Here is a 21,926-nt window from a genome sequence, read left to right on the forward strand (position 1 = left end):
GACCGGGCCCTGCGCCTATGGTTGCTCCAGCGCTCAGTAGAAAGCACAGCCCGCCCTGCCGCTCGTGTTAGGACAGCAAGGACAGCGATGCCCCCCAACACCACCGCCTCTTCCGGCCAGAAGCCCGGCAAGTCCGGCAGGAAGAAGGGGCACAGAGCCCGACTGCTCGTAATCGTCCTGGTTGTGGCCCTTGTGGGAGGTTTCGGATACGGCGGCTACTGGTCCGTCAGCACCGTGCGCGCCTCCTTCCCGCAGACCCAGGGGACGATCACGCTCGAAGGCCTGTCGGGTCCCGTCGACGTCAAGCGCGACGGCTACGGGATCCCGCAGATCTACGCGTCCTCCGACGAGGACCTGTTCATGGCGCAGGGGTACGTCCAGGCGCAGGACCGGTTCTACGAGATGGACGTGCGCCGCCACATGACGTCCGGACGCCTGTCCGAGATGTTCGGCAAGAGCCAGGTCAAGAACGACGAGTTCCTGCGCACCCTGGGCTGGGACCGGGTGGCGCAGAAGGAGTACGACACCAAGCTGTCGGCCTCCACGAAGAAGTACCTCCAGGCGTACGCCAAGGGAGTCAACGCCTACCTCAAGGGCAAGGACGGCAAGGAGATCTCCCTCGAGTACGCGGCCCTGGGGCTGACCAACGACTACAAGCCCGAGTCGTGGACCCCGGTCGACTCGGTCTCCTGGCTCAAGGCGATGGCCTGGGACCTGCGCGGCAACATGCAGGACGAGATCGACCGCTCCCTGATGACCAGCCGCCTGGGCCCCAAGCAGATCGCCGACCTGTACCCGGAGTACCCGTACAGCCGCAACAAGCCGATCGTCCAGGAGGGCGAGTACAACGCCCTCACGAAGGCGTTCGAGCAGGGCGACTCGACGGGTACCACGGGTACGGCAGGCTCGAAGGGTGCGACAGGCACGACGGGTGCGCGGTCGACGACCGGAACGTCGAGTTCCACGTCGACCTCGGCCTCCTCGGCCTCCTCGTCCGTGCGCAGCCAGCTGGCGGGCCTCACGAACGTCCTGGCCGACGTCCCGACCGCCGTCGGCGTGAACGGCCACGGCATCGGCTCCAACTCCTGGGTCGTCGCCGGCAGCCACACCATCACCGGCAAGCCGCTGCTGGCCAACGACCCGCACCTGTCGGCCTCGCTGCCGTCGGTCTGGTACCAGATGGGCCTGCACTGCACGACCGTCTCCAGCAAGTGCGGCTACGACGTCACCGGCTACACCTTCGCCGGCCTGCCCGGTGTGATAATCGGCCACAACCAGAACATCGCCTGGGGCATGACCAACTCCGGCGTCGACGTCACCGACCTCTACCTGGAGAAGCTCTCCGGCGACGGCTACCTGAGGGACGGCAAGGTCGTGCCGTTCACCACCCGCACCGAGACGATCAAGGTGGCGGGCGGCGACTCGAAGAAGATCGTCGTCCGTGAGACGAACAACGGCCCGCTGCTGTCCGACCGCGACGACGAGCTCGTCAACGTCGGCAAGAAGGCCACTGTCGACACCGTGGCCCCCGACCGCGCCGACGGCTACGGCGTCGCCCTGCGCTGGACCGCGCTGGACCCCGGCACCACCATGAACGCCGTCTTCGAGATCGACAAGGCGTCGAACTGGTCCGAGTTCCGCCAGGCGGCCCGCTCCTTCGACGTGCCCTCGCAGAACCTGATCTACGCCGACACCCAGGGCGACATCGGCTACCAGCTGCCCGGGAAGATCCCCACGCGGGCGCAGGGCGACGACGGCTCGATCCCGGCGCCCGGCTGGGACTCGAAGTACGACTGGACCGGCTACATCCCGCAGTCCGCGCTGCCCCACGAGTTCAACCCCAAGCGCGGCTACATCGTCACCGCCAACCAGGCCGTGATCGACAAGGACAAGTACCCCTACACGCTCACCACGGACTGGGGCTACGGTTCACGCAGCCAGCGGATCACCGACCTGATCGAGTCGAAGATCAAGGGCGGCGGCAAGATCTCGACCGACGACATGCGGCAGATGCAGCTCGACAACAGCAGCGAGATCGCCAAGCTGCTGGTGCCCAAGCTGCTCAAGATCGATGTCTCGGACAAGCACGTCCGCGCGGCCCAGAAGCTGCTGGAGGGCTGGGACTACACCCAGGACTCCGACTCGGCGGCGGCCGCGTACTTCAACGCGGTCTGGCGCAACATCCTCAAGCTCGCCTTCGGCAACAAGCTGCCCAAGGAGCTGCGGGTCAAGGGCCAGTGCCTGTGGGTGGAGCCCGCCGACTCCACCGGCCCGGCCGACGAGGACCGCAAGGTGCGCGAGTGCGGCCAGCGCGAAGCGGACCAGGCGCAGCCGGACGGAGGCGACCGCTGGTTCGAGGTGGTGCGCAACATCGTCGACGACGAGAAGAACGACTGGTGGCAGTCGCCCGCGACGCGCACCGACCCGGCCGCGACGACGCGTGACGAGCTGTTCGGGCGCGCCATGAAGGACGCGACCTGGGAGCTGGTCGCCAAGCTCGGCAAGGACATGGACACCTGGAGCTGGGGCCGGCTGCACCGCCTGTTCCTGAAGAACCAGACCCTGGGCACCGACGGCCCGGGCATACTGCAGTACATGCTCAACCGCGGGCCCTGGAAGCTGGACGGCGGCGAGGCGACCGTGAACGCCACCGGCTGGAACGCGGCGGGCGGCTACAACGCCGTGTGGGTGCCGTCGATGCGGATGGTGGTCAACCTGGCCGACCTCGACAAGTCCAAGTGGATCAACCTCAGCGGTGCCTCGGGCCACGCCTACAGCGCCCACTACACCGATCAGACGGAGATGTGGGTCAAGGGCGAGCTGCTGCCGTGGAACTTCTCGAAGGACGCGGTGGACAAGAGCACGACCGACACGCTGGTGCTCAAGCCCTGACGGGCGCCGCACCGTGAGAACGGCCCTTCACGTGCGCGTGGAGGGCCGTTCTCCATGCGCGCGGCTCTCAGGGCCGGCGGTGGAAGCGGCGTACGCCCGACGGGGTCACCACAGCGTGCACCGGGCGGTCGTGCGCCTCCTCGGGGACCCGCTCGACGACCTCCCGGTCGTACAGGAGCACCACCAGGGCGGGGTCGGCGCCCGCGCGCTCCAGGCGGGCCAGCACACGGTCGTAGGAGCCGCCGCCGCGCCCGAGCCGCATGCCGCGGGCGTCGACCGCCAGCCCGGGCAGCAGTACGGCGTCGGCCTCCCGGACGGCCTCCGGGCCCAGGCGCCCGCCCGCGGGTTCCAGAAGGGCCATCCGCCCGCCGTGCCGCACGCTCACCAGGGACTCCGCCCCGGCGTACGTGCCCCAGTCGAGATCGTTGTCCGGCAGGAGCACAGGGAGCAGTACGCGCACGCCCCGCGCGCGCAGCGCGTCCAGAAGCGCGAGCGTGCCCGGTTCACTCCCCACGGAGACGTACGCGGCCACCGTGCGGGCGTGCGCCAGCTCGGGCAGCTCCAGGGCCCGTTCGGCCAGCGCCGTCGCCGCTTCCCGCACGTCATCGGCGGTCAACCCGCTCCTCACCGCGAGGAAGCCTCGCCGCAACATTCGCTTGCCAGGATCTGCCTGGTGTTCCATGGGACCCACAGGTCAGTGGCCTCCTCGTTCACAATGCGCTCATATGAGAGCGAATTAACCGGAGCCACAGTTTCCGCACATACCTACCGGATATCGTTGCGGACATGACTCAGTCGCACCCCAGGATCACCAAGGCTGTCATCCCTGCTGCCGGCCTCGGCACCCGGTTCCTGCCGGCCACCAAGGCCACGCCCAAGGAGATGCTGCCGGTCGTCGACAAGCCCGCGATCCAGTACGTGGTCGAGGAAGCCGTGTCCGCGGGGCTCGACGACGTACTGATGGTCACTGGCCGCAACAAGCGCCCCCTCGAGGACCACTTCGACCGCAACTACGAGCTCGAGTCGGCCCTGGAGAAGAAGGGCGACGCCGAGCGGCTCGCCAAGGTTCAGGAGTCCAGTGACCTCGCCACCATGCACTACGTCCGCCAGGGCGACCCCAAGGGCCTCGGGCACGCCGTCCTGTGCGCCGCCCCGCACGTCGGCCAGGAGCCGTTCGCGGTCCTCCTCGGCGACGACCTGATCGACCCGCGCGACCCGCTGCTCAAGCGCATGATCGAGGTTCAGGAGCTGTACGGCGGCAGTGTCATCGCGCTCATGGAGGTCGCACCCGAGCAGATCCACCTCTACGGCTGCGCGGCCGTGGAGACCACCGAGGACAGCGATGTCGTCCAGGTGACCGGCCTGGTCGAGAAGCCGGACCCGGCGGACGCCCCGTCGAACTACGCGGTCATCGGCCGCTACGTCCTCGACCCGCACATCTTCGACATCCTGCGGAAGACGGAGCCGGGCCGCGGCAACGAGATCCAGCTCACCGACGCCCTCCAGCAGCTCGCCGAGGACGAGAAGGTCGGCGGCCCGGTGCACGGCGTGGTCTTCAAGGGCCGCCGCTATGACACCGGCGACCGTGGCGACTACCTGCGTGCCATTGTCAGACTCGCATGCGAACGTGAAGACCTGGGCCCTGACTTCAGGACCTGGCTTCGCAGCTTCGTAGCCGAGGAGATGTAGCGATTTGAGCGCCGCCGCGACCCGCACCACCGGCCAGGACCGCCTGTGGTCGGTGGACGAACACCTGGAGGACATCCTCACCACCGTCCGCCCCCTGGAGCCGATCGAGCTGAACCTGCTCGACGCGCAGGACTGCGTTCTGGTCGACGACGTCACGGTGCCCCTGTCCCTGCCGCCGTTCGACAACAGCTCCATGGACGGGTACGCGGTGCGGGTCGCGGACGTCGCGGGCGCGAGCGAGGAGTTCCCGGCCGTCCTCACGGTGATCGGCGACGTCGCGGCGGGTGCGGCCGACCTGCTGCACGTCGGGCCCGGCCAGGCCGCGCGCATCATGACCGGCGCCCCGCTGCCGCCGGGCGCCGAGGCAGTCGTTCCCGTGGAGTGGACCGACGGCGGGCTGGGCGGCGGCCCCGTCTCCGGGATGCGCGCCCGCAGTCTCGCGCCCGAGGGAGCCGCAGGGCAGGTGCGCGTCCACCGCCCGGCCGAGGCACGCGCGCACGTGCGCGCCGAGGGCAGCGACGTCCGGGCCGGCGACCTCGCCCTGGCGGCCGGCACCGTCCTCGGGCCGCCGCAGATCGCGCTGCTCGCCGCGATCGGCCGCGGCACGGTACGCGTGCGCCCGCGCCCGCGCGTGGTCGTCCTGTCGACCGGGAGCGAACTCGTCCAGCCCGACGAGGAACTGGCGGCCGGCCAGATCTACGACTCCAACAGCTTCGCCCTCACCGCCGCCGCCCGGGACGCCGGCGCCATCGCCTACCGGGTCGGCGCGGTCGCGGACGACGCGGACACGCTGCGGTCCACCATCGAGGACCAGCTCGTCCGGGCCGACCTCATGGTCACCACCGGAGGGGTGAGCGTGGGCGCGTACGACGTCGTCAAGGAGGCGCTGTCCTCCATGGGCGACGCGGACGAGGCGGGCGGCGGCGTCGATTTCCGCAAGCTCGCCATGCAGCCCGGCAAGCCCCAGGGCTTCGGTTCCATCGGCCCCGAGCACACGCCGCTGCTCGCGCTGCCGGGCAACCCGGTGTCGTCGTACGTCTCCTTCGAGCTGTTCGTACGCCCGGCGATCCGCACCCTGATGGGCCTGCCGGACGTGCACCGCCCCCGGACCAGAGCCGTCCTGAAGGCGGACAAGGCGCTGACGTCGCCCGCGGGCCGCCGGCAGTTCCTGCGCGGCACCTACGCCGACGGCACGGTGTCCCCGGTGGGCGGCGCGGGCTCCCACCTGATCGCCGCCCTCGCCCAGGCGGACGCCCTGATCGTGGTCCCCGAGGACGACACCTCCATCGAACCGGGCACGGAGGTCGAAGTGGTCCTGCTCGGCTGACGACGGGCGCCCCGGGTGTCCGGGTTCGGAGGCTTCGCCCGCGCGGACAGGCCTGCTCGAGCGGTCCGGCCCCGTCCCCGTATCCGGTCCGTGGACCTTGGTCGGCTGATCCCGCCCGGTTGGCGGTACCGTGTCGCGCACAGCAGGCCCGCGTGCCGGGCCACGACCGGGAGTGCCGCAGCACATGAGTTCGCAGGACAGACTGACCCATATCGATGACGCGGGGGCGGCCCGCATGGTCGACGTCTCGGGCAAGGACGTCACCGAGCGCACCGCGCGCGCCAGCGGCCGTGTGCTGGTCTCACCGCGCGTGATCGAACTGCTGCGCGGTGAGGGCGTCCCCAAGGGCGACGCGCTGGCCACCGCGCGCATCGCGGGCATCATGGGCGCCAAGCGCACCCCCGACCTCATCCCTCTGTGCCACCCGCTCGCGGTGTCCGGTGTGAAGCTGGATCTGTCGGTCGCGGACGACGCCGTGGAGATCACGGCCACCGTGAAGACCACCGACCGCACGGGTGTCGAGATGGAGGCGCTCACCGCGGTCAGTGTCGCGGCGCTCACCGTGATCGACATGGTCAAGGCGGTCGACAAAGCGGCGGTGATCACGGACGTGCGCGTGGAGGAGAAGACGGGCGGGAAGTCGGGCGACTGGAGCCGGGCATGACAGCACCGGGCGGGCCGCCGGCCGGCGGCGCCCTCGCGGCGCCGTACTCGGCCCTGGTGGTGACCGCCTCGAACCGCGCGGCCGCGGGCGTCTACGAGGACAAGGGCGGGCCCCTGATCGCCGAGGCGCTCACCAGCCTGGGCTTCGCGGTCGACGGCCCGTGGGTCGTCCCGGACGGTGACCCGGTTCAGGACGCCCTGCGGACCGGCTCGCGCGCCGGCTACGACGTGATCGTGACCACCGGGGGCACCGGCATATCCCCGACCGACCGCACCCCCGAGGCGACCCGCGCGGTGATCGACTACGAGGTGCCGGGCATTCCCGAGGCCATCAGGGCGTTCGGAACTAAGAAGGTGCCCACGGCGGCGCTCTCCCGGGGACTGGCCGGAGTCGCCGGCGGGACGCTGATCGTCAACCTGCCGGGGTCCACCGGCGGGGTGAGGGACGGACTGGCCGTCCTGGAGCCCCTGTTGGTCCACGCCGTCGACCAGATCCGCGGCGGGGACCACCCCCGGGCCGACGCCGGCGGGTCCGCGGTCCGCGAGGACCGCCCCGGACCGAGTGGGGGTGCGAGCTGAACAGCCCATCCTGGCCCGTCGAGCTGGTGGACGGCGATGTCGTCCTCCGGCCGATACGGCTGCGCGACCAGCGGGCCTGGCGCGAGGTCAACCGGCGCAACCGGGAGTGGCTGCGGCCGTGGGAGGCGACCATTCCGCCGCCCGCGCCCGGCGGCCCGACAGCGCACCGGCCGACCTACCGGCAGATGGTCCGGCACCTGCGCGCCGAGGCCAGGGCGGGCCGGATGCTGCCCTTCGTCATCGAGTACCAGGGGCGCCTGGTGGGACAGTTGACGGTGGCCGGGATCACCTGGGGCTCGATGTGCTCCGGGCACGTCGGCTACTGGGTGGACGAGGCGGTCGCGGGCCGCGGGGTGATGCCGACGGCCGTGGCGCTCGTCGTCGACCACTGCTTCCGCGCCGTCGGGCTGCACCGCATCGAGGTCTGCATTCGCCCCGAGAACGGTCCGAGCCGCCGGGTCGTGGAGAAACTGGGATTCCGTGATGAAGGGCTCCGGCCGCGTTATCTGCACATCGACGGGGCCTGGCGGGACCATCTGGTCTTCGCGCTCACCGCGGAAGAGGTGCCGGAGGGGCTGCTGGCGCGCTGGCGCCGGGCACGCTCTCAGCAGGCCCACCGCCACCCCGGGAAATAAAAACTACGTTCGAATTTGATCGGGTGGCGATCGCCTCGCGTTCGTCTGGAGGCAATGAATTAGCGGACACGTCGGTCTGCTGATCGCATCCGTCCCAAAAAAAGTTCGAAATATCAGCCAGATCGTGCGACACACCGGCTCAATTGGCAGATGGCCTCATGCAAACCCCTCTACCGTGTGAGACGTGAGCAGCAGCGGCCTCATCTACGCAGTCATTGTCGGGGCCTGGGCCGCCTACTTGGTGCCGATGTGGCTCCGTAGGCAGGACGAGCTGAACGAGTCTCGTCCGACGGAACGCTTCAGCACCGCCATCCGGCTGCTGTCCGGACGGGCGGGCATGGAGCGCCGATACGCCAAGGGCCTGCGGGCGCGCTCCGCCGAAGAGGGGGAGCCCGGCGCGCAGCCGGACGGTGTCACCGGCTCGGTGGACGTCCGGTCCTTCGCCATGCCCCCGACCGAGCGGCAGCCGCGGGCGCGGGTGGAGACGGAGCCGGAGGACCGGCCCCGGCGGGAACAGGGAGAGCGGGCGGAGCCGGGGCAGCCGCGCGCGGCCGAGTCGGGTGCCCCCGCACGGGTGCCCCGGGGGCGGAAGGTCTCCTCGGCGGAGGCCATGGCGCGCGCCCGGCGCTCGAAGGTGCTCGCGCGCCGGCGGCGGACGACCGTGATGCTCTTCCTCGCGTTCACGCTCGGCGCGATCGTGGCCGCGGTCGGCGGGCTCGCGTTCCTGTGGGCGCCGGGTGTGCCGGCTGTGCTGCTGAGCGCGTACATCGCGTACCTGCGGGCCCAGGAGCGGAAGCGGTTCACGTACACCATGGACCGGCGGCGGGCCGAGGCGGCGGCGCAGCGGTTGCGGGAGCGGCAGCCGAGGCGGCGCCCGCCGGTCGACTCCGACGCGGACGAGGCGGAGGACGGCCCCGAGCCGGAGAACGACCCCGGGCTGTCCGCGTTGGCCGCCGACCGGCGCGCGCTCGTGGAGCAGACGGACCACGCGGAGTGGGTGGACCAGCAGCGGGAGCGGCAGCGCAGGCCGGGGCACGGGGAGAGCTGGGACCCGGTGCCGGTGCCGCTGCCGACGTATGTGACCGCGCCGGTCGCTCCGCGGGCGACGCCGAGTGTCGACCTCGGCACGCCGGACGCGTGGAGCTCGGCACGGTCGAGCACGGCGGAGGCGGCGCCGACGGCGGGCGCGGAGCCCGGGCCCGCGGCCGACCCCGGGGCGGGGCCGGGGGAGCGGGCGGAGCCCTCGGAGGGTGCCGACCGGAGCGATGCCCGGCGGGCGGCGTCGGCTCGGCGGTCGAGGGAGCGGGGACGGACCCCGCTGTTCGACCAGTACGAGGAGGGGGAGCGGCCGCGGGCCGCGAACGAGTAGGGGCCGGTGACGGCACGATTGCCCGCGGCCGGGGCGGCTCTGGAACGGATTTCCTGACCAGCCGATGGGGATGCTAGAGTTTCACTCGTTGCAAGGGCCTGTGGCGCAGTCCGGTAGCGCACCTCGTTCGCATCGAGGGGGCCAGGGGTTCAAATCCCCTCAGGTCCACGCAGCATGGAGGCCCGCTTCCCGTAAGGGAGGCGGGCCTCTTGCCATGCCCGTCCCGGCTTTCGGGGCGCGGCGTTCCCAACTCCGCCCGGCGGTCACCCTGAAGCGGTGATCCCGAAGGGAAGGGCCGGGAAACCGCGAGGGTTCCCGGCCCCTTTCCTGTGCGTCGGGTGAGCCTCACCCGACGCCTAGAGCGGCTTCGCGAAGCACAGGCTCGATTCGTAGAAGCGGTAGTAGCCGAACTTCGCGCACGGCTCGTAGCCGCTGGAGGTGTACAGGGCCACTGCCTCCGGCTGCTTGGTGCCCGTCTCCAGGACCATGCGGGTGCGGCCTGCCGCGCGGGCGTCCTCCTCCAGGGCGGCGAGGATGCGGCGCGCCAGACCCCGGCCGCGCATCTCCTCGATGACGAACATCCGCTTGAGTTCGGCGTCGCCGTTCTCGTACCCCTCGTCGTTCTTCTCCTGTGAGCGCCAGCCGCCCGTGGCCACGGGGCGGTCCTGCTCGTCGTACGCGATCAGGTAGAGGCCGACCGGCGGTACGAACATCGCCGGGTCCAGGTGTGTGGCGTCGCCACCGTCGCCGTAGCGAACGTGGTACTCGGCCTGGACGAGGTCGTTGAGCTTGACGGCGTCGGGGTGGTCGAAGGAGGCACGGCGAATATTCACGCCGGAAATCGTACATCTATACAAATACTGCCGGTGGGGCTGTGCCGGCCTGCCGGTATCGTTCCCGGGTGCTCACTGTGACCTCCGTGAACGTCAACGGGATCCGTGCCGCCGCGAAGAAGGGCTTCGCGGAGTGGCTCGACGGTACCTCCGCCGATGTGCTGTGCCTCCAGGAGGTGCGCGCCGAGCCCGGGCAGATCCCCGAGGACGTCCGGGCGCCCGACGGCTGGCATGTCGTGCACGCCCCGGCCGCCGCCAAGGGGCGCGCGGGGGTGGCGCTCTACACGCGGCGCGAGCCCGACCGGGTGCGGATCGGGTTCGGGTCGGCCGAGTTCGACGGCAGCGGGCGGTATGTCGAGGCGGATCTGCCCGGTGTCACCGTCGCCAGCCTGTACCTGCCCTCGGGTGAGGTCGGGACCGAACGGCAGGACGAGAAGGCCCGGTTCATGGCCGAGTTCCTCGGCCATCTCAAGGAGTTGCGGGAGCGGGCCGCCGCCGACGGACGCGAGGTCGTCGTCTGCGGCGACTGGAACATCGCCCACCGCGAGGCCGACCTGAAGAACTGGCGCGGCAACCGGAAGAACTCCGGCTTCCTGCCCGAGGAACGCGAGTGGCTTGGGCGGGTGTTCGATCCGGCGGACGGCGGGTACGTCGACGTCGTGCGTTCGCTGCATCCCGATGCGGAGGGGCCGTACACGTGGTGGTCGTACAGGGGGCGGGCGTTCGACAACGACACGGGATGGCGCATCGACTACGAGGTCGCCACGCCGGGTCTCGCCGCCAGGGCGGTCAAGGCGTACGTGGAGCGCGCGGCAACGCACACCGCGCGCTGGTCGGACCATGCGCCGGTGACGGTGGTCTACGACCTCTGATCCCTCAGCAGCCGCCGGTCCAGCGCCAGTGACAGTTCCGCCTCCACCACGCTCTTCGCCAGCGGGCGCAGGCGTTTGACGTCCTCCGGGGAGCGGTCCCCCGTGGCCACCAGGTCGTTGAACAGCTCCGCCAGAGCCTCCGCGTGGTCGCGGACGCGGCGGGCGGTGGCCAGGACGTCCGCCAGCGGGATGCCCTCGCGCACCAGGGCGGCTGAGACGTCCAGCAGTCGGCGGCTGACGTGCACGATCTCGCCGCCGTCTGTGCCGAGGTAGCCCAGTTCGAGTGCGGCGGAGAGGTTCTCGGGTGTCGCCTGGTCGCCGAAGACGTCGGCCAGCGCCTCGGGGGTGAGCCGGACCGGGGTCTCCTCGCTGGGTGCGCCGAGGCCGAGCAGCTCGCCGACGTCACGGCCGTGGTCGAAGGCCTCCGCGAGTTCCGCGATGCCGCTGAGGGTGTGGCCGCGTTCCAGGAGTGCGGAGATCGTCCGCAGGCGGGCCAGGTGCGTGTCGTCGTACCAGGCGATACGGCCCTCGCGACGCGGCGGGTGGATCAGCTTGCGCTCGCGGTAGAAGCGCAGGGTGCGCACCGTGATGCCGGCTTTCCCGGCCAGCTCCTCCATGCGGTACTCGTGCCGCTCCCCGTTGCCTGCCACGCCCGAACCCTACGTCGTACCGTCGGTAACTTTCCTTGTCCCACCCCTACCCATCGGTACGGCCGCTGCCCTACCCTCCCGATTGCGCCAGTGTTCACTGGCAGAGTCTGGCGACCGGGAGGCTGCGGGATGGCCGAGCACGAGCATGTACGGGTGGCGGTGATCGGGTCGGGGTTCGGCGGGCTCGGTGCCGCCGTGCGACTGCGCCGGGAGGGGATCACCGACTTCCTGGTGCTGGAACGGGCGGACGCGGTGGGCGGCGCGTGGCGCGACAACACCTACCCGGGCTGCGCCTGTGACGTCCCCTCCCACCTCTACTCGTTCTCCTTCGCGCCCCACCCCGACTGGCCGCGCACCTTCTCCGGTCAGGAGCACATCCGCGCGTACCTGGAGCATGTGGCGGACGTCTTCGGACTGCGGCCGCACCTCCGCTTCCGCAGCGAGGTGAAGCTGATGACCTGGGACGCCGCGAAGCTGCGCTGGGAGATCGAGACCAGCAGCGGATCGCTCACCGCGGACGTCGTCGTCTCCGCGACCGGCCCGCTCTCCGACCCGAAGATCCCGGACATCCCCGGCCTCGACTCCTTCCCCGGCGCGGTCTTCCACTCCGCCCGCTGGGACCACGACCAGGACCTGCGCGGCAAGCGGGTCGCCATGGTCGGCACCGGGGCCTCCGCGATCCAGATCGTGCCGGCCATCCAGCCCGACGTCGCGAAGCTCGTCCTCTTCCAGCGCACCCCACCGTGGGTGCTGCCCCGTGTCGACCGCGCGATCACCGGGCCGGAGCGGGCACTGCACCGCGCGCTGCCGGCCACGGCGCGGCTGCGGCGCGGACTGCTGTGGGGGATACGGGAGTTGCAGATCCAGGCGTTCACCAAGCACCCGAACGAGCTGGGTCTCGTCGAGCGGCTGGCCAAGGCCAACATGGCCCGCGCCGTCAAGGACCCGGCCCTGCGCGCCAGGCTGACCCCCGACTACCGCATCGGCTGCAAACGGATCCTGCTCTCCAGCGACTACTACCCGGCGCTCGCGCAGCCGAATGTGGACGTCGTCACGAGCGGGCTCGCCGAGGTCCGCGGCTCGACGGTCGTCGCCGCGGACGGCACCGAGGCCGAGGTCGACGTGATCGTCTTCGGTACCGGGTTCCATGTGACGGACATGCCGATCGCCGAGCGGGTCGTCGGCGCCGACGGCAGGACGCTCGCGGAGAGCTGGAGGGGCGGGATGCAGGCCCTGCGCGGGGCCTCGGCCGCCGGGTTCCCCAACTGGATGACGATCATCGGGCCCAACACCGGTCTCGGGAACTCCTCGATGATCCTGGTGATCGAGTCCCAGCTGAACTACATGGCCGACTTCCTGCGGCAGTTGCGGGTCCTCGGCGGCCGGGTCGCGCTCGACGCCCGTCCCGGTGCCGTCGCGGCCTGGAACGACAAGGTGCAGGAACGCATGAAGCGCACGGTGTGGAACACCGGCGGCTGCACCAGTTGGTACCTCGACGCGGACGGCCGCAACACCACCGTCTGGCCCGGTACGACGACGGAGTTCCGGGCGGCGACGCGGCGCGTGAACCTCGCGGAGTACGACGTGCTGCGGGCACCCGCCCAGCGGAGCGCGCGGACCGAGGAGCGCGTGGAGGCCGGCGCATGAGGCGCCCGACGCCGGTGGCCACGGGCCCCTACGCGCCCCCGGCCCCGGATCGTGAGCTTTCGGTCCTCTCCACCGACGGCGCCCGGTTGCATGTCGAGGTGCACGGACCCGAGGGTGCGTCCCCGGTGGTCCTCGTCCACGGCTGGACGTGCTCGACCGCCTTCTGGGCGGCGCAGATCAGGGACCTTGCCGCCGACCACCGGGTGATCGCCTACGACCAGCGGGGGCACGGGCGCAGCTCCGCGAGCCCCACCTGCTCCACCGAGGCGCTCGCCGACGATCTGGAAGCGGTGCTCGCCGCCACGCTCGCGCCGGGCGAGAGAGCCGTGGTCGTGGGGCACTCCATGGGCGGGATGACGGTGCTGGCCGCCGCCGCGCGCCCCCGTTTCCGGACGCACACGGCGGCCGTCCTGTTGTGCAGTACGGGCAGCGGGCGCCTGGTGGCCGAGTCGCTGGTGGTGCCGATGCGCGCCGGGCGCGTGCGCACCTGGCTCACTGCGCGCGTCCTGGGCTCGCGCGCCCCGCTCGGACCGGTCACACCGGTGGCCCGGCGCATCCTCAAGTACGCCACCATGGGCGCCGCTGCGACGCCGGCCATGGTGGAGGCGTGCGCGCGGGTGGTGCACGCCTGTCCGCGCGAGGTGCGCCACGCCTGGTCGCGCGTGCTCGAACAGCTCGATCTCGAGGACGCCGTACGGGAGTTGACCGCACCGACGGCCGTCGTGGTCGGCACCGCCGACCGGCTCACCCCGCCGGTGCACGCGCGGGCGCTGGCCGCCGCGCTGCCGCACTGCGTGGGCGTCACGGAGCTGCCGGGGCTCGGCCATATGACACCCGTGGAGGCACCGGAGCTGGTCACCGGAAGGATCCGCGAACTCGTCACCGCGTACGCGGCACACACACCGAACGAGCCGGTCAAGGAGGGCGCATGAGCAGGGCGAGCCTCGAGGGGCGGGTCGCCGTCGTCACCGGCGCGGCGCGGGGCGTCGGCGAACTGCTGGCCCGCAAGCTGTCGGCGCGCGGGGCCACGGTCGCCCTGGTCGGCCTGGAGGCGGACGCCCTCAAGCGCGTCGCCGAGCAGCTGTACGGGGACGGCGGGCACTGGTACGCCGACGTCACCGACCACGAGGCGATGACGCGGGTCGCGCGGGAGGTCCAGCAGCGGTTCGGGAAGGTCGACATCGTGGTCGCCAACGCCGGTGTGGCGAGCGGAGGGCCGTTCACCGAGTCCGACCCCGAGGCGTGGCGGCGGGTGGTCGAGGTCAATCTGATCGGCTCCGCGGTGACGGCCCGCGCCTTCCTGCCGGCGCTGCTCGCGAGCCGGGGCTACCTCCTCCAGATCGCCTCCCTCGCGGCGATCACGCCGGCGCCGATGATGACGGCGTACTGCGCGTCCAAGTCGGGCGTGGAGGCGTACGCGCACAGTCTCCGCGCCGAGGTCGCGCACCGTGGCGTACGCGTTGGGGTCGGGTATCTGTCCTGGACCGACACGGACATGGTGCGGGGCGCCGACCAGGACGAGGTGATGCGGGAGCTGCGGCAGCGGCTGCCGTGGCCGTCCAACAAGACGTATCCGCTGGGGCCCGCGGTGGACCGGCTGGTGGCCGGGATCGAGCGGCGGTCGACCCATGTGTACGGGCAGGCGTGGCTGCGCGGGATGCAGGCGGTGCGCGGGTATCTGCCGGGAATCATCGCGACCGTGGGGCAGCGGGAGATGCGGCGGTTCGAGCCGCGGCTCAGGGGGGTGCGCACGGGGCTCGTCGGGGCCGGTGGTCAGGCCGATGAGCAGCGGCGGAGTACGCTCGGTAACTGATCGAAATGCGTGCTTTGTTCCTGCGTGTCAGTCTGGTCGAGCCCGATCCCCTCACCCACTTCGGGAGTGAACCCACATGGGCATGAAGGACAAGTCCGAGCAGATCAAGCAGCAGGCCAAGCAGAAGATGGAGCAGGCCAAGCAGCAGGCGCAGCAGCGCGGTCAGCAGGCTCAGCAGCGGGGTCAGCAGCGGGGCCAGCAGTCGCGGGAAGAGGCGCAGCGGATGCAGGAGGAAGCGGAGGACCGCTTCGACCGGGACCGCGAGCGGTAACCTGCGGCCGTCTTCGGCCGCGGTGAGTGGGGCGCCCTTCGCTTTGGGGGCGCCCCACTTTTCGGTGCCCAACAGCGGTTACGGCCTCGGGGGGAGTTTCGGGCGGGTTCTGTCCGGGACCTGGCTGTAGTCCGGTGGGGTCGCCGCCGGCTGGGTCTCCAGGAGGTTCAGGGCCACCTCGACCGCGTCCGACAGTTGCCTGTGGCGGCCCTCCGCCCAGTCCACGGGGGTGCGCTCGATCTCCAGGTCCGGAGTGACGCCCCGGTTTTCCACCGACCACCCGTACGCGTCGAACCACGCCGCGTTCATCGGCACCGTGATCACCGTGCCGTCGCCCAGGCGGTGACGGCCCGTCATGCCGACCACGCCGCCCCAGGTGCGCTGGCCCACCACCGGGCCGAGCTTCAGCAGTTTGAACGCGGCCGTGATCATGTCGCCGTCGGAGGACGTGGCCTCGTCGGCGAGGGCCACGATCGGACCGCGCGGGGCGTTCGAGGTGTACGACACCGGCTGGGCGTTGCGTGTCAGGTCCCAGCCCAGGATGGTGCGCGTCAGCTTCTCGATGACGAGTTCGCTGATGTGGCCGCCCGCGTTGCCCCGTACGTCCACGATGAGCGCAGGCCGCGAGACCTCCTTCCTGAGGTCCCGGTTGAACTGTGCCCAGCCGGAGCCGCCCAGGTCCGGGATGTGCAGGTACCCGCAGCGGTCGCCGCTCAACTCCTTGACGACCGCGCGGCGCTTGGCGACCCAGTCCTGGTAACGCAGCGGCCGTTCGTCGACCAGCGGCACCACGGCCACACGACGGGGTCCGCCCTCCCCGTCGGCGGGCAGGAACGTCAGCTCCACCGTCGTACCGCCCGCCCCGGCCAGCAGCGGATACGGTCCCGTCACCGGGTCCACCGGCCGCCCGTCCACATGGGTCAGCACGGCGCCCTCACGGATGCCGGTGCCCGCGAGAGGGGAGCGCGCCTTGGAGTCCGATGACTCGCCCGGCAGGATCCGCCTCACCACCCAGCGCCCGTCGTGGCGCACGAAGTTGGCGCCCAGCAGGCCCTGGTAGCGCTGGTAGTGCGGCGGGCCCTCGTTGCGCCGGGCCGCCGCCACGTACGCGTGCGAGGTGCCCAGTTCGCCCAGCACCTCGCGCAGCAGGTCCGCGAACTCGTCCGGGGAGGCGACCCGTTCGACCAGCGGGCGGTACTGCTCCAGGATCGCGTCCCAGTCGATCCCGCACATGTCCGGCTCCCAGAAGTAGGCCCGGATGAGCCGGCCCGCCTCCGCGTACGCCTGCCGCCACTCCGCGCCCGGGTCCACCTCGTGCATGATGCGGCGTGCGTCGATCCACACCGTCGTGTCGGAGTCACCGGACTCGGTCGACGGCACCGCCCGCAGGTCGCCCTCGTCGACGACCACCAGCCGCGTCCCGTCCCCGCTCACCGCGAACCAGTCGAGGTGGGCGACCAGTTCGGACTTCTTCGCCTTGCTGAGGTTGAAGTGCTCCAGGGTGGGGCGGCCGGAGACGTCGTCCGGGTTGACGAAGGTCTCGCCCAGCGCGCCGGAGATCGGCCAGCGCAGCCACACCAGGCCGCCGCCCGCGACCGGACGCAGCTCGGAGTACTTCGAGGCCGTGACCGGGAACGGCGTCACCCGGTTCTCCAGCCCCTCGACCTCGACGGTCACCACTCCGCCGCCCTCCTCCTCGTCCTCCAGACCGCCGGCCGCGGGCCGTCCCTCCGGGTTCAGCGCGAAGGGGGAGGGCGTCGCGGAGGACAGCGGGACCAGGTACGGGCGGCAGCCGAGGGGGAAGGACAGGTCGCCGGTGTGCACGTCGTACACGGGGTCGAAGCCGCGCCAGGACAGGAACGCCAGGTAGCGGCCGTCGCGGGTGAACACCGGGTTCTCGTCCTCGAAGCGGCCGTTGGTGACGTCGACGATCAACTGGTCCTTTATGCGGGCCATCCTGATCTGCCTCAGCGACCGGCCGATCCCCGGATGCGACCACGTGAGCCACGCGCCGTCCGGGGAGAACGCCAGGTCCCGCACCGGCCCGTTGTCCGAGCGGACCAACTCCGTGACCGTGCCGTCCGTGACCGTGCCGTCCGTGACCGCGCCTTCCTGATCTTCGCCGCCAGGCGCCTCGCCACCGGACTCCTCGCCGCCGGACTCCTCGTCGGTCACGGTGACGAGCAGCAGACGTCCGTCGTTCGAGGCGATGGCGAGCCGTTCGCCCTGCGGGTCCGCCACCATCTCCAGGACGCGCCCCAGTCGCCCGGAGGCCAGCCGGCGCGGCCCGCGGTCGCCGGAGGCCCGCGGCAGATACGCGATCTCGACGGCGTCCTCACCCTCGGCGTCCGTGACGTACGCGATCTGCCCGCCGGCGCCCAGCATCTCAGGAAGCCGGATGCGCACCCCGGGGGTGTCCGTGATCGTGCGGGCGGGGCCGTCCCGGTGCGTGAGCCAGTACAGGCTGCCGCGGACGACCACGGCGCTGGCCCGACCGGTCTCGTCCACCGAGATCCCGTCCACGTGCTGCGCCGCCGGCACCTGGTACTTGCGGCGCCCCGCCCGTGGTCCGCCCAGGCGTACGTCCAGGCGGCGCGGGATCGAGTCGGGGGACAGGTCGTCGACGATCCACAGATCGCCCGCGCACTGGTACACCACCCGCGCGCCGTCGCTCGCGGCGTGGCGGGCGTAGAAGCTGTCGTGGTCGGTGTGGCGGCGCAGGTCGGAGCCGTCGTACGCGCACGAGTACAGGTTGCCGATGCCCTCGTGATCGGAGAGGAACGCGATCCGCCCGCCGACGAACATCGGCGAGTCCAGGTGGCCCTCGAGGTCGGCGAGCAGCCGCTGCCCGTGCAGCCAGAGCCGGCCCATGGCGCCGCCGCGGTAGCGTTTCCAGGAGGCCGGTTCGTGCGGGGGTGTGCCGGTGAGCAGCAACGTTCTGCGTTCGCCGTCGATGTCTGCCACGGCTATGTCGGAGACCGGGCCCCAGGGCAGCTTGCCGCCGGGGTCGCCGTCGGTCGGGACCTTGTAGGCGAAGGTGTAGTGCGAGAAGGGCTCGCCGTGCGAGGCGACGGCGAGGAGGTCGCCCTCCGGAGTCCAGCCGCACACCCGGGTGTCGACGCTTCCCCAGTAGGTCAGCCGCCGGCCGGGGCCGCCGTCCACCGGCGTCAGATGGATCTCCGGGAACAGGCTGCGCCAGCTCGTGTACGCGATGAACCTGCCGTCCGGCGAGAAGCGGGGATGCCCGATCTTCGTACGGTCCACCGTGAGCCGCCAGGCCCGGCCGGAACCGTCCAGCGGAGCCGTCCACAGGTCGTCCTCTGCGGCGAAGCACAGGCGGTCGCCGTGCAGGTGCGGGAAGCGGAGGTAGCCGGGCGCCTTCTCGTTCTCGTACTCGTCGCGCGCTTCATCCACCTACCCATGCTTTGTCCGGCGACGGGGCGCGGCAACTCGTACGGAGGGTGTGTCGGCAAGTGCGCAGGAAGCCGCGTGACCCAGAACACGTACGAAACTGTTTCGTTTCGCTTGGCTGCCGGGGTATCGTCATGGCGTACGAAACAGTCTCGTTCGGAGCCCTGCCGCTCCGGGCGGGAAGCGGAAACACCGAGCAGGAGAGGTGAGTCGCATGACCGATGTCGCGACAGGGCGTCGTAGTCGGATCACCCCCGAGCGCGAGGCCGAGTTGTACGAGGCCGTGCTCGACCTGCTCCGTGAAGTCGGCTACGACGCCCTGACGATGGACGCCGTGGCCGCCCGCACCCGGTCCAGCAAGGCGACGCTCTACCGCCAGTGGGGCGGCAAGGCCGAGCTGGTGGCGCGGGCGATCCGGCACGGCAAGCCGAGCCCCTTCGCCGACGTCGACACCGGGTCCCTGCGGGGCGACTTCCACGCCCTCACGGCACACCAGGACGACTGCACCATGGAGCAGAACCACGCCCTGATGCGGGGTCTGGCCATGGCGACGCACACCAACCCCGACCTTCAGCGTGCGTTCCGGGAGCACCTCGTCGAACCGGAGAGGGAAGAGTTCCGGCGCGTGCTGCAGCGGGCCGTCGACCGCGGGGAGATCCGTGCCGACAACCCGGCGCTGCAGTACGTGGTGCACATGTTGATCGGCGCCTTCGCCACGCGCTCCCTCATCGACAACCTGCCGCCCACGCAGGCGTTCCTGCGCTCCTACATCGACGCCGTGGTCCTCCCCGCCCTCGGCGCGCCCACCACCTGACCTGTCCCCTGGCTGGCCCCCACCTGACGTCACCGCTCACGTCGTCGGGCTGATCACCCATGCCCTGAAAACCCCACGACTGACCGGGAGTACGCCCTCGTGGCCACTTTTCTCTACAGACTCGGCCGTCTCGCCTTCCGGCGACGGCACTTCGTCGCCCTGATCTGGGTGGCGCTGCTGACGCTCGCGGGCGTCGGCGCCGCCGGCGCCCCGGCGGCGGGCTCCTCCTCCTTCTCCATCCCCGGCACCGAGGCCCAGAAGGCCTTCGACCTGCTCGAACAGCGCTTCCCGGGGATGAGCGCCGACGGGGCGACCGCCCGTGTCGTCTTCAAGGCGCCCGGCGGGGAGAAGGTGACGGCCAAGGACAACAAGTCGGCCGTCGAGAAGACCGTCACGGAGCTGCGCTCCGGCTCCGAAGTCGTCTCCGTCGCCGACCCGTTCACCGCGCACGCCGTCAGCAAGAACGGCACGATCGCGTACGCGCAGGTGAAGTACAAGGTCTCCGGGATGGAGCTGAAGGACTCATCCAAGGACGCCCTGAAGGAGGCCGCGCAGGACGCGCGGGACGCCGGGCTGACCGTCGAGATCGGCGGTGACGCGCTGCAGGCCGCACCGGAGACGGGCGCGACCGAGGTCATCGGCATCGCGGTCGCCGCGGTCGTCCTCGTCATCACCTTCGGTTCCCTCGTGGCGGCCGGGCTGCCGCTGCTCACGGCCCTGATCGGCGTCGGCATCGGTGTCTCCGCGATCACAGCGCTGGCGAACGCGCTGGACCTCGGCACCACGACCTCCACGCTGGCGATGATGATCGGCCTCGCGGTCGGCATCGACTACGCGCTGTTCATCGTCTCCCGCTACCGGGCCGAGCTGGCCGAGGGCCGTGAGCGCGAGGAGGCGGCGGGCCGCGCGGTCGGCACGGCGGGCTCGGCGGTGGTCTTCGCGGGCCTGACCGTGGTGATCGCGCTGGTGGGCCTGTCCGTCGTGAACATCCCGATGCTGACGAAGATGGGGGTCGCGGCGGCCGGCACCGTGGCCATCGCGGTCCTGATCGCGCTGACGATGATCCCGGCGCTGCTCGGCTACGCGGGCCGCAGGGTCAAGCCGGCGGGAGAGAAGAGCAGGCTGCTGGGCGGCGGCCGGGCCGCCGCCGGCAAGAAGGACAAGCCGAACATGGGTACGCGCTGGGCGAGCTTCGTCGTGCGCCGCCCGGTCGCGGTCCTGCTGCTGGGTGTCATCGGCCTCGGTGCCGCGGCCGTTCCCGCGTCCCAGCTGGAACTGGGCCTGCCGGACGACGGCTCCCAGCCGACGTCCACGACCCAGCGCCGGGCGTACGACCTGCTGTCGGAGGGCTTCGGGCCCGGCTTCAACGGGCCGCTGATGGTGGTGGTCGACGCCAAGGCGAGCGACGACCCGAAGGCGGCGGTCGCGACGGTGACCGACGACATCAAGGGCCTGAAGGACGTCACGACGGTCACGCCGGCGACGTACAACAAGGCGGGCGACACGGCGATGATCACGGTCGTCCCCGACTCCAAGCCCTCCTCGGCGACCACCGAGGACCTGGTGCACGGCATCCGGGACACCGGCGCCGGGCTGGAGGCGAAGACGGACGCCAAGCTGCTGGTCACCGGCACGACGGCGATGAACATCGACTTCTCGCAGAAGCTCAACGACGCGCTGCTGCCCTACCTGGCGCTGGTGGTCGGCCTCGCCTTCCTCCTCCTGATCGTGGTCTTCCGCTCGATCCTGGTCCCGCTGAAGGCGGCGCTCGGCTTCCTGCTCTCGGTGACGGCGGCGCTCGGCGCGGTGGTCGCGGTGTTCCAGTGGGGCTGGCTGTCCGGTCTGCTGGGCGTCCAGCAGACGGGCCCGATCATGTCGATGATGCCGATCTTCATGGTGGGCGTGGTGTTCGGCCTGGCCATGGACTACGAGGTCTTCCTCGTCACCCGTATGCGTGAGGCGTACGTCCACGGGGAGAGTCCCGGCCAGGCGATCGTGACCGGCTTCCGGCACGGTGCGCGGGTGGTGACCGCGGCGGCCGTCATCATGATCGCGGTGTTCTCCGGCTTCATCGGCTCCAGCGAGTCGATGATCAAGATGATCGGCTTCGGCCTCGCGATCGCGGTGTTCTTCGACGCGTTCGTGGTCCGGATGGCGCTGGTTCCTGCCGTCCTGGCGCTGCTGGGCCGCCGGGCGTGGTGGCTGCCGAAGTGGCTGGACCGGGCACTGCCGAACGTGGACGTCGAGGGCGAGGGCCTGCGCGCGGCGTCCGACGCGGCCGACCGCCGGGACCCGGACGCGGATCCGGACCAGGACAGGGAGCTGGTGCGGGTCTGAGCCTGCTCCTGAAAGCGAACGGGGCGCCTCACCGGTGGGTGGGGCGCCCTGCTGTGGTCCTCCGGGTCCTCGGGCGCGAGAGGGCGTGATCCGGCTCGCGCCTGCCACCGACAACCCAGTCGCC

The 21,926-nt window shown here is 71.2% G+C and carries 18 protein-coding genes and 1 tRNA gene; 15 read left to right on the forward strand and 4 right to left on the reverse strand.

Going from position 1 to position 21,926, the window contains the following annotated elements; translation table 11 throughout:
- Positions 1-87: 87 nt before the first annotated feature.
- Positions 88-2,892, forward strand: a complete 2,805-nt coding sequence (locus tag ACFYZE_RS24530; RefSeq protein WP_388997909.1) for a penicillin acylase family protein — start codon at positions 88-90, stop codon at positions 2,890-2,892.
- A gap of 67 nt (positions 2,893-2,959) precedes the next feature.
- Here ACFYZE_RS24530 and ACFYZE_RS24535 read toward each other — a convergent pair whose 3' ends face one another.
- Positions 2,960-3,544, reverse strand: coding sequence for a 5-formyltetrahydrofolate cyclo-ligase (locus ACFYZE_RS24535; protein ID WP_388997912.1), 585 nt, complete (start codon positions 3,542-3,544; stop codon positions 2,960-2,962).
- Positions 3,545-3,678: 134 nt separating this feature from the next.
- On the opposite strand from ACFYZE_RS24535, the gene galU reads away from it, so the two are divergent.
- From galU to ACFYZE_RS24570, 7 genes are all read left to right on the forward strand, one after another.
- Complete coding sequence (gene galU / locus ACFYZE_RS24540; RefSeq protein WP_388997915.1) at positions 3,679-4,581, forward strand: UTP--glucose-1-phosphate uridylyltransferase GalU; 903 nt, start codon at positions 3,679-3,681, stop codon at positions 4,579-4,581.
- Positions 4,582-4,585: 4 nt separating this feature from the next.
- Positions 4,586-5,908, forward strand: a complete 1,323-nt coding sequence (gene glp / locus ACFYZE_RS24545; RefSeq protein ID WP_388997918.1) for a gephyrin-like molybdotransferase Glp — start codon at positions 4,586-4,588, stop codon at positions 5,906-5,908.
- A gap of 184 nt (positions 5,909-6,092) precedes the next feature.
- Positions 6,093-6,572, forward strand: a complete 480-nt coding sequence (gene moaC / locus ACFYZE_RS24550) for a cyclic pyranopterin monophosphate synthase MoaC (RefSeq protein ID WP_200420720.1) — start codon at positions 6,093-6,095, stop codon at positions 6,570-6,572.
- Positions 6,569-7,150, forward strand: coding sequence for a molybdenum cofactor biosynthesis protein B (locus ACFYZE_RS24555; protein ID WP_388997921.1), 582 nt, complete (start codon positions 6,569-6,571; stop codon positions 7,148-7,150). The genes moaC and ACFYZE_RS24555 overlap by 4 nt, the downstream gene beginning before the upstream one ends.
- A gap of 26 nt (positions 7,151-7,176) precedes the next feature.
- Entirely contained in the window at positions 7,177-7,785 is a 609-nt protein-coding gene (locus ACFYZE_RS24560; RefSeq protein WP_388997924.1) for a GNAT family N-acetyltransferase, read from the forward strand.
- Positions 7,786-7,969: 184 nt separating this feature from the next.
- Positions 7,970-9,154 carry a gephyrin-like molybdotransferase receptor GlpR gene (gene glpR / locus ACFYZE_RS24565; protein WP_388997927.1) on the forward strand — a complete coding sequence of 395 codons (1,185 nt, stop codon included), beginning with the start codon at positions 7,970-7,972 and terminating at the stop codon, positions 9,152-9,154.
- Positions 9,155-9,248: 94 nt separating this feature from the next.
- Positions 9,249-9,322 (forward strand) — tRNA-Ala (locus tag ACFYZE_RS24570).
- Positions 9,323-9,510: 188 nt separating this feature from the next.
- Here the strand turns inward: ACFYZE_RS24570 and ACFYZE_RS24575 are convergent.
- Positions 9,511-9,987: a GNAT family N-acetyltransferase gene (locus tag ACFYZE_RS24575; RefSeq protein WP_388997930.1), complete on the reverse strand. Its 477-nt coding sequence runs from the start codon at positions 9,985-9,987 to the stop codon at positions 9,511-9,513.
- A 68-nt stretch (positions 9,988-10,055) separates the two neighbouring features.
- Here ACFYZE_RS24575 and ACFYZE_RS24580 point away from each other — a divergent pair, with 68 nt between their 5' ends.
- On the forward strand, positions 10,056-10,859 hold the full coding sequence (locus ACFYZE_RS24580) for an exodeoxyribonuclease III (RefSeq protein ID WP_388997933.1): 804 nt from the start codon (positions 10,056-10,058) through the stop codon (positions 10,857-10,859).
- Here the strand turns inward: ACFYZE_RS24580 and ACFYZE_RS24585 are convergent.
- Positions 10,847-11,476, reverse strand: a complete 630-nt coding sequence (locus ACFYZE_RS24585; RefSeq protein ID WP_388998209.1) for a MerR family transcriptional regulator — start codon at positions 11,474-11,476, stop codon at positions 10,847-10,849. The two genes, ACFYZE_RS24580 and ACFYZE_RS24585, sit on opposite strands and share 13 nt — an antisense overlap.
- A 162-nt stretch (positions 11,477-11,638) precedes the next feature.
- Here ACFYZE_RS24585 and ACFYZE_RS24590 point away from each other — a divergent pair, with 162 nt between their 5' ends.
- The 4 genes from ACFYZE_RS24590 to ACFYZE_RS24605 all read left to right on the forward strand — a co-directional run bounded on the left by ACFYZE_RS24590 (position 11,639) and on the right by ACFYZE_RS24605 (position 15,240).
- Positions 11,639-13,156, forward strand: a complete 1,518-nt coding sequence (locus ACFYZE_RS24590) for a flavin-containing monooxygenase (RefSeq protein ID WP_388997936.1) — start codon at positions 11,639-11,641, stop codon at positions 13,154-13,156.
- Positions 13,153-14,088 (forward strand): alpha/beta fold hydrolase, encoded by a 936-nt coding sequence (locus ACFYZE_RS24595; RefSeq protein ID WP_388997939.1) that lies wholly within the window; start codon positions 13,153-13,155, stop codon positions 14,086-14,088. Before ACFYZE_RS24590 ends, ACFYZE_RS24595 begins: the two co-directional genes overlap by 4 nt.
- Positions 14,085-14,969, forward strand: a complete 885-nt coding sequence (locus ACFYZE_RS24600; protein WP_388997942.1) for an SDR family oxidoreductase — start codon at positions 14,085-14,087, stop codon at positions 14,967-14,969. The genes ACFYZE_RS24595 and ACFYZE_RS24600 overlap by 4 nt, the downstream gene beginning before the upstream one ends.
- A 76-nt stretch (positions 14,970-15,045) precedes the next feature.
- The gene (locus ACFYZE_RS24605) at positions 15,046-15,240 is read left to right on the forward strand and encodes a hypothetical protein (RefSeq protein WP_388997945.1); all 195 of its coding nucleotides are present in this window, start codon (positions 15,046-15,048) and stop codon (positions 15,238-15,240) included.
- 78 nt (positions 15,241-15,318) lie between these two features.
- Here ACFYZE_RS24605 and ACFYZE_RS24610 read toward each other — a convergent pair whose 3' ends face one another.
- The gene (locus ACFYZE_RS24610) at positions 15,319-18,654 is read right to left on the reverse strand and encodes a S41 family peptidase (RefSeq protein WP_388997948.1); all 3,336 of its coding nucleotides are present in this window, start codon (positions 18,652-18,654) and stop codon (positions 15,319-15,321) included.
- A 211-nt stretch (positions 18,655-18,865) separates the two neighbouring features.
- Between ACFYZE_RS24610 and ACFYZE_RS24615 the strand changes: the two genes are divergently transcribed.
- Both ACFYZE_RS24615 and ACFYZE_RS24620 read left to right on the forward strand, forming a co-directional pair.
- On the forward strand, positions 18,866-19,465 hold the full coding sequence (locus ACFYZE_RS24615; RefSeq protein ID WP_388997951.1) for a TetR/AcrR family transcriptional regulator: 600 nt from the start codon (positions 18,866-18,868) through the stop codon (positions 19,463-19,465).
- 99 nt (positions 19,466-19,564) lie between these two features.
- Positions 19,565-21,802, forward strand: a complete 2,238-nt coding sequence (locus tag ACFYZE_RS24620; RefSeq protein ID WP_388997954.1) for an MMPL family transporter — start codon at positions 19,565-19,567, stop codon at positions 21,800-21,802.
- The last annotated feature ends 124 nt before the right edge of the window (positions 21,803-21,926 follow it).

It is taken from the genome of Streptomyces sp. NPDC001796 (genome assembly GCF_042892355.1).
GTDB lineage: Bacteria > Actinomycetota > Actinomycetes > Streptomycetales > Streptomycetaceae > Streptomyces.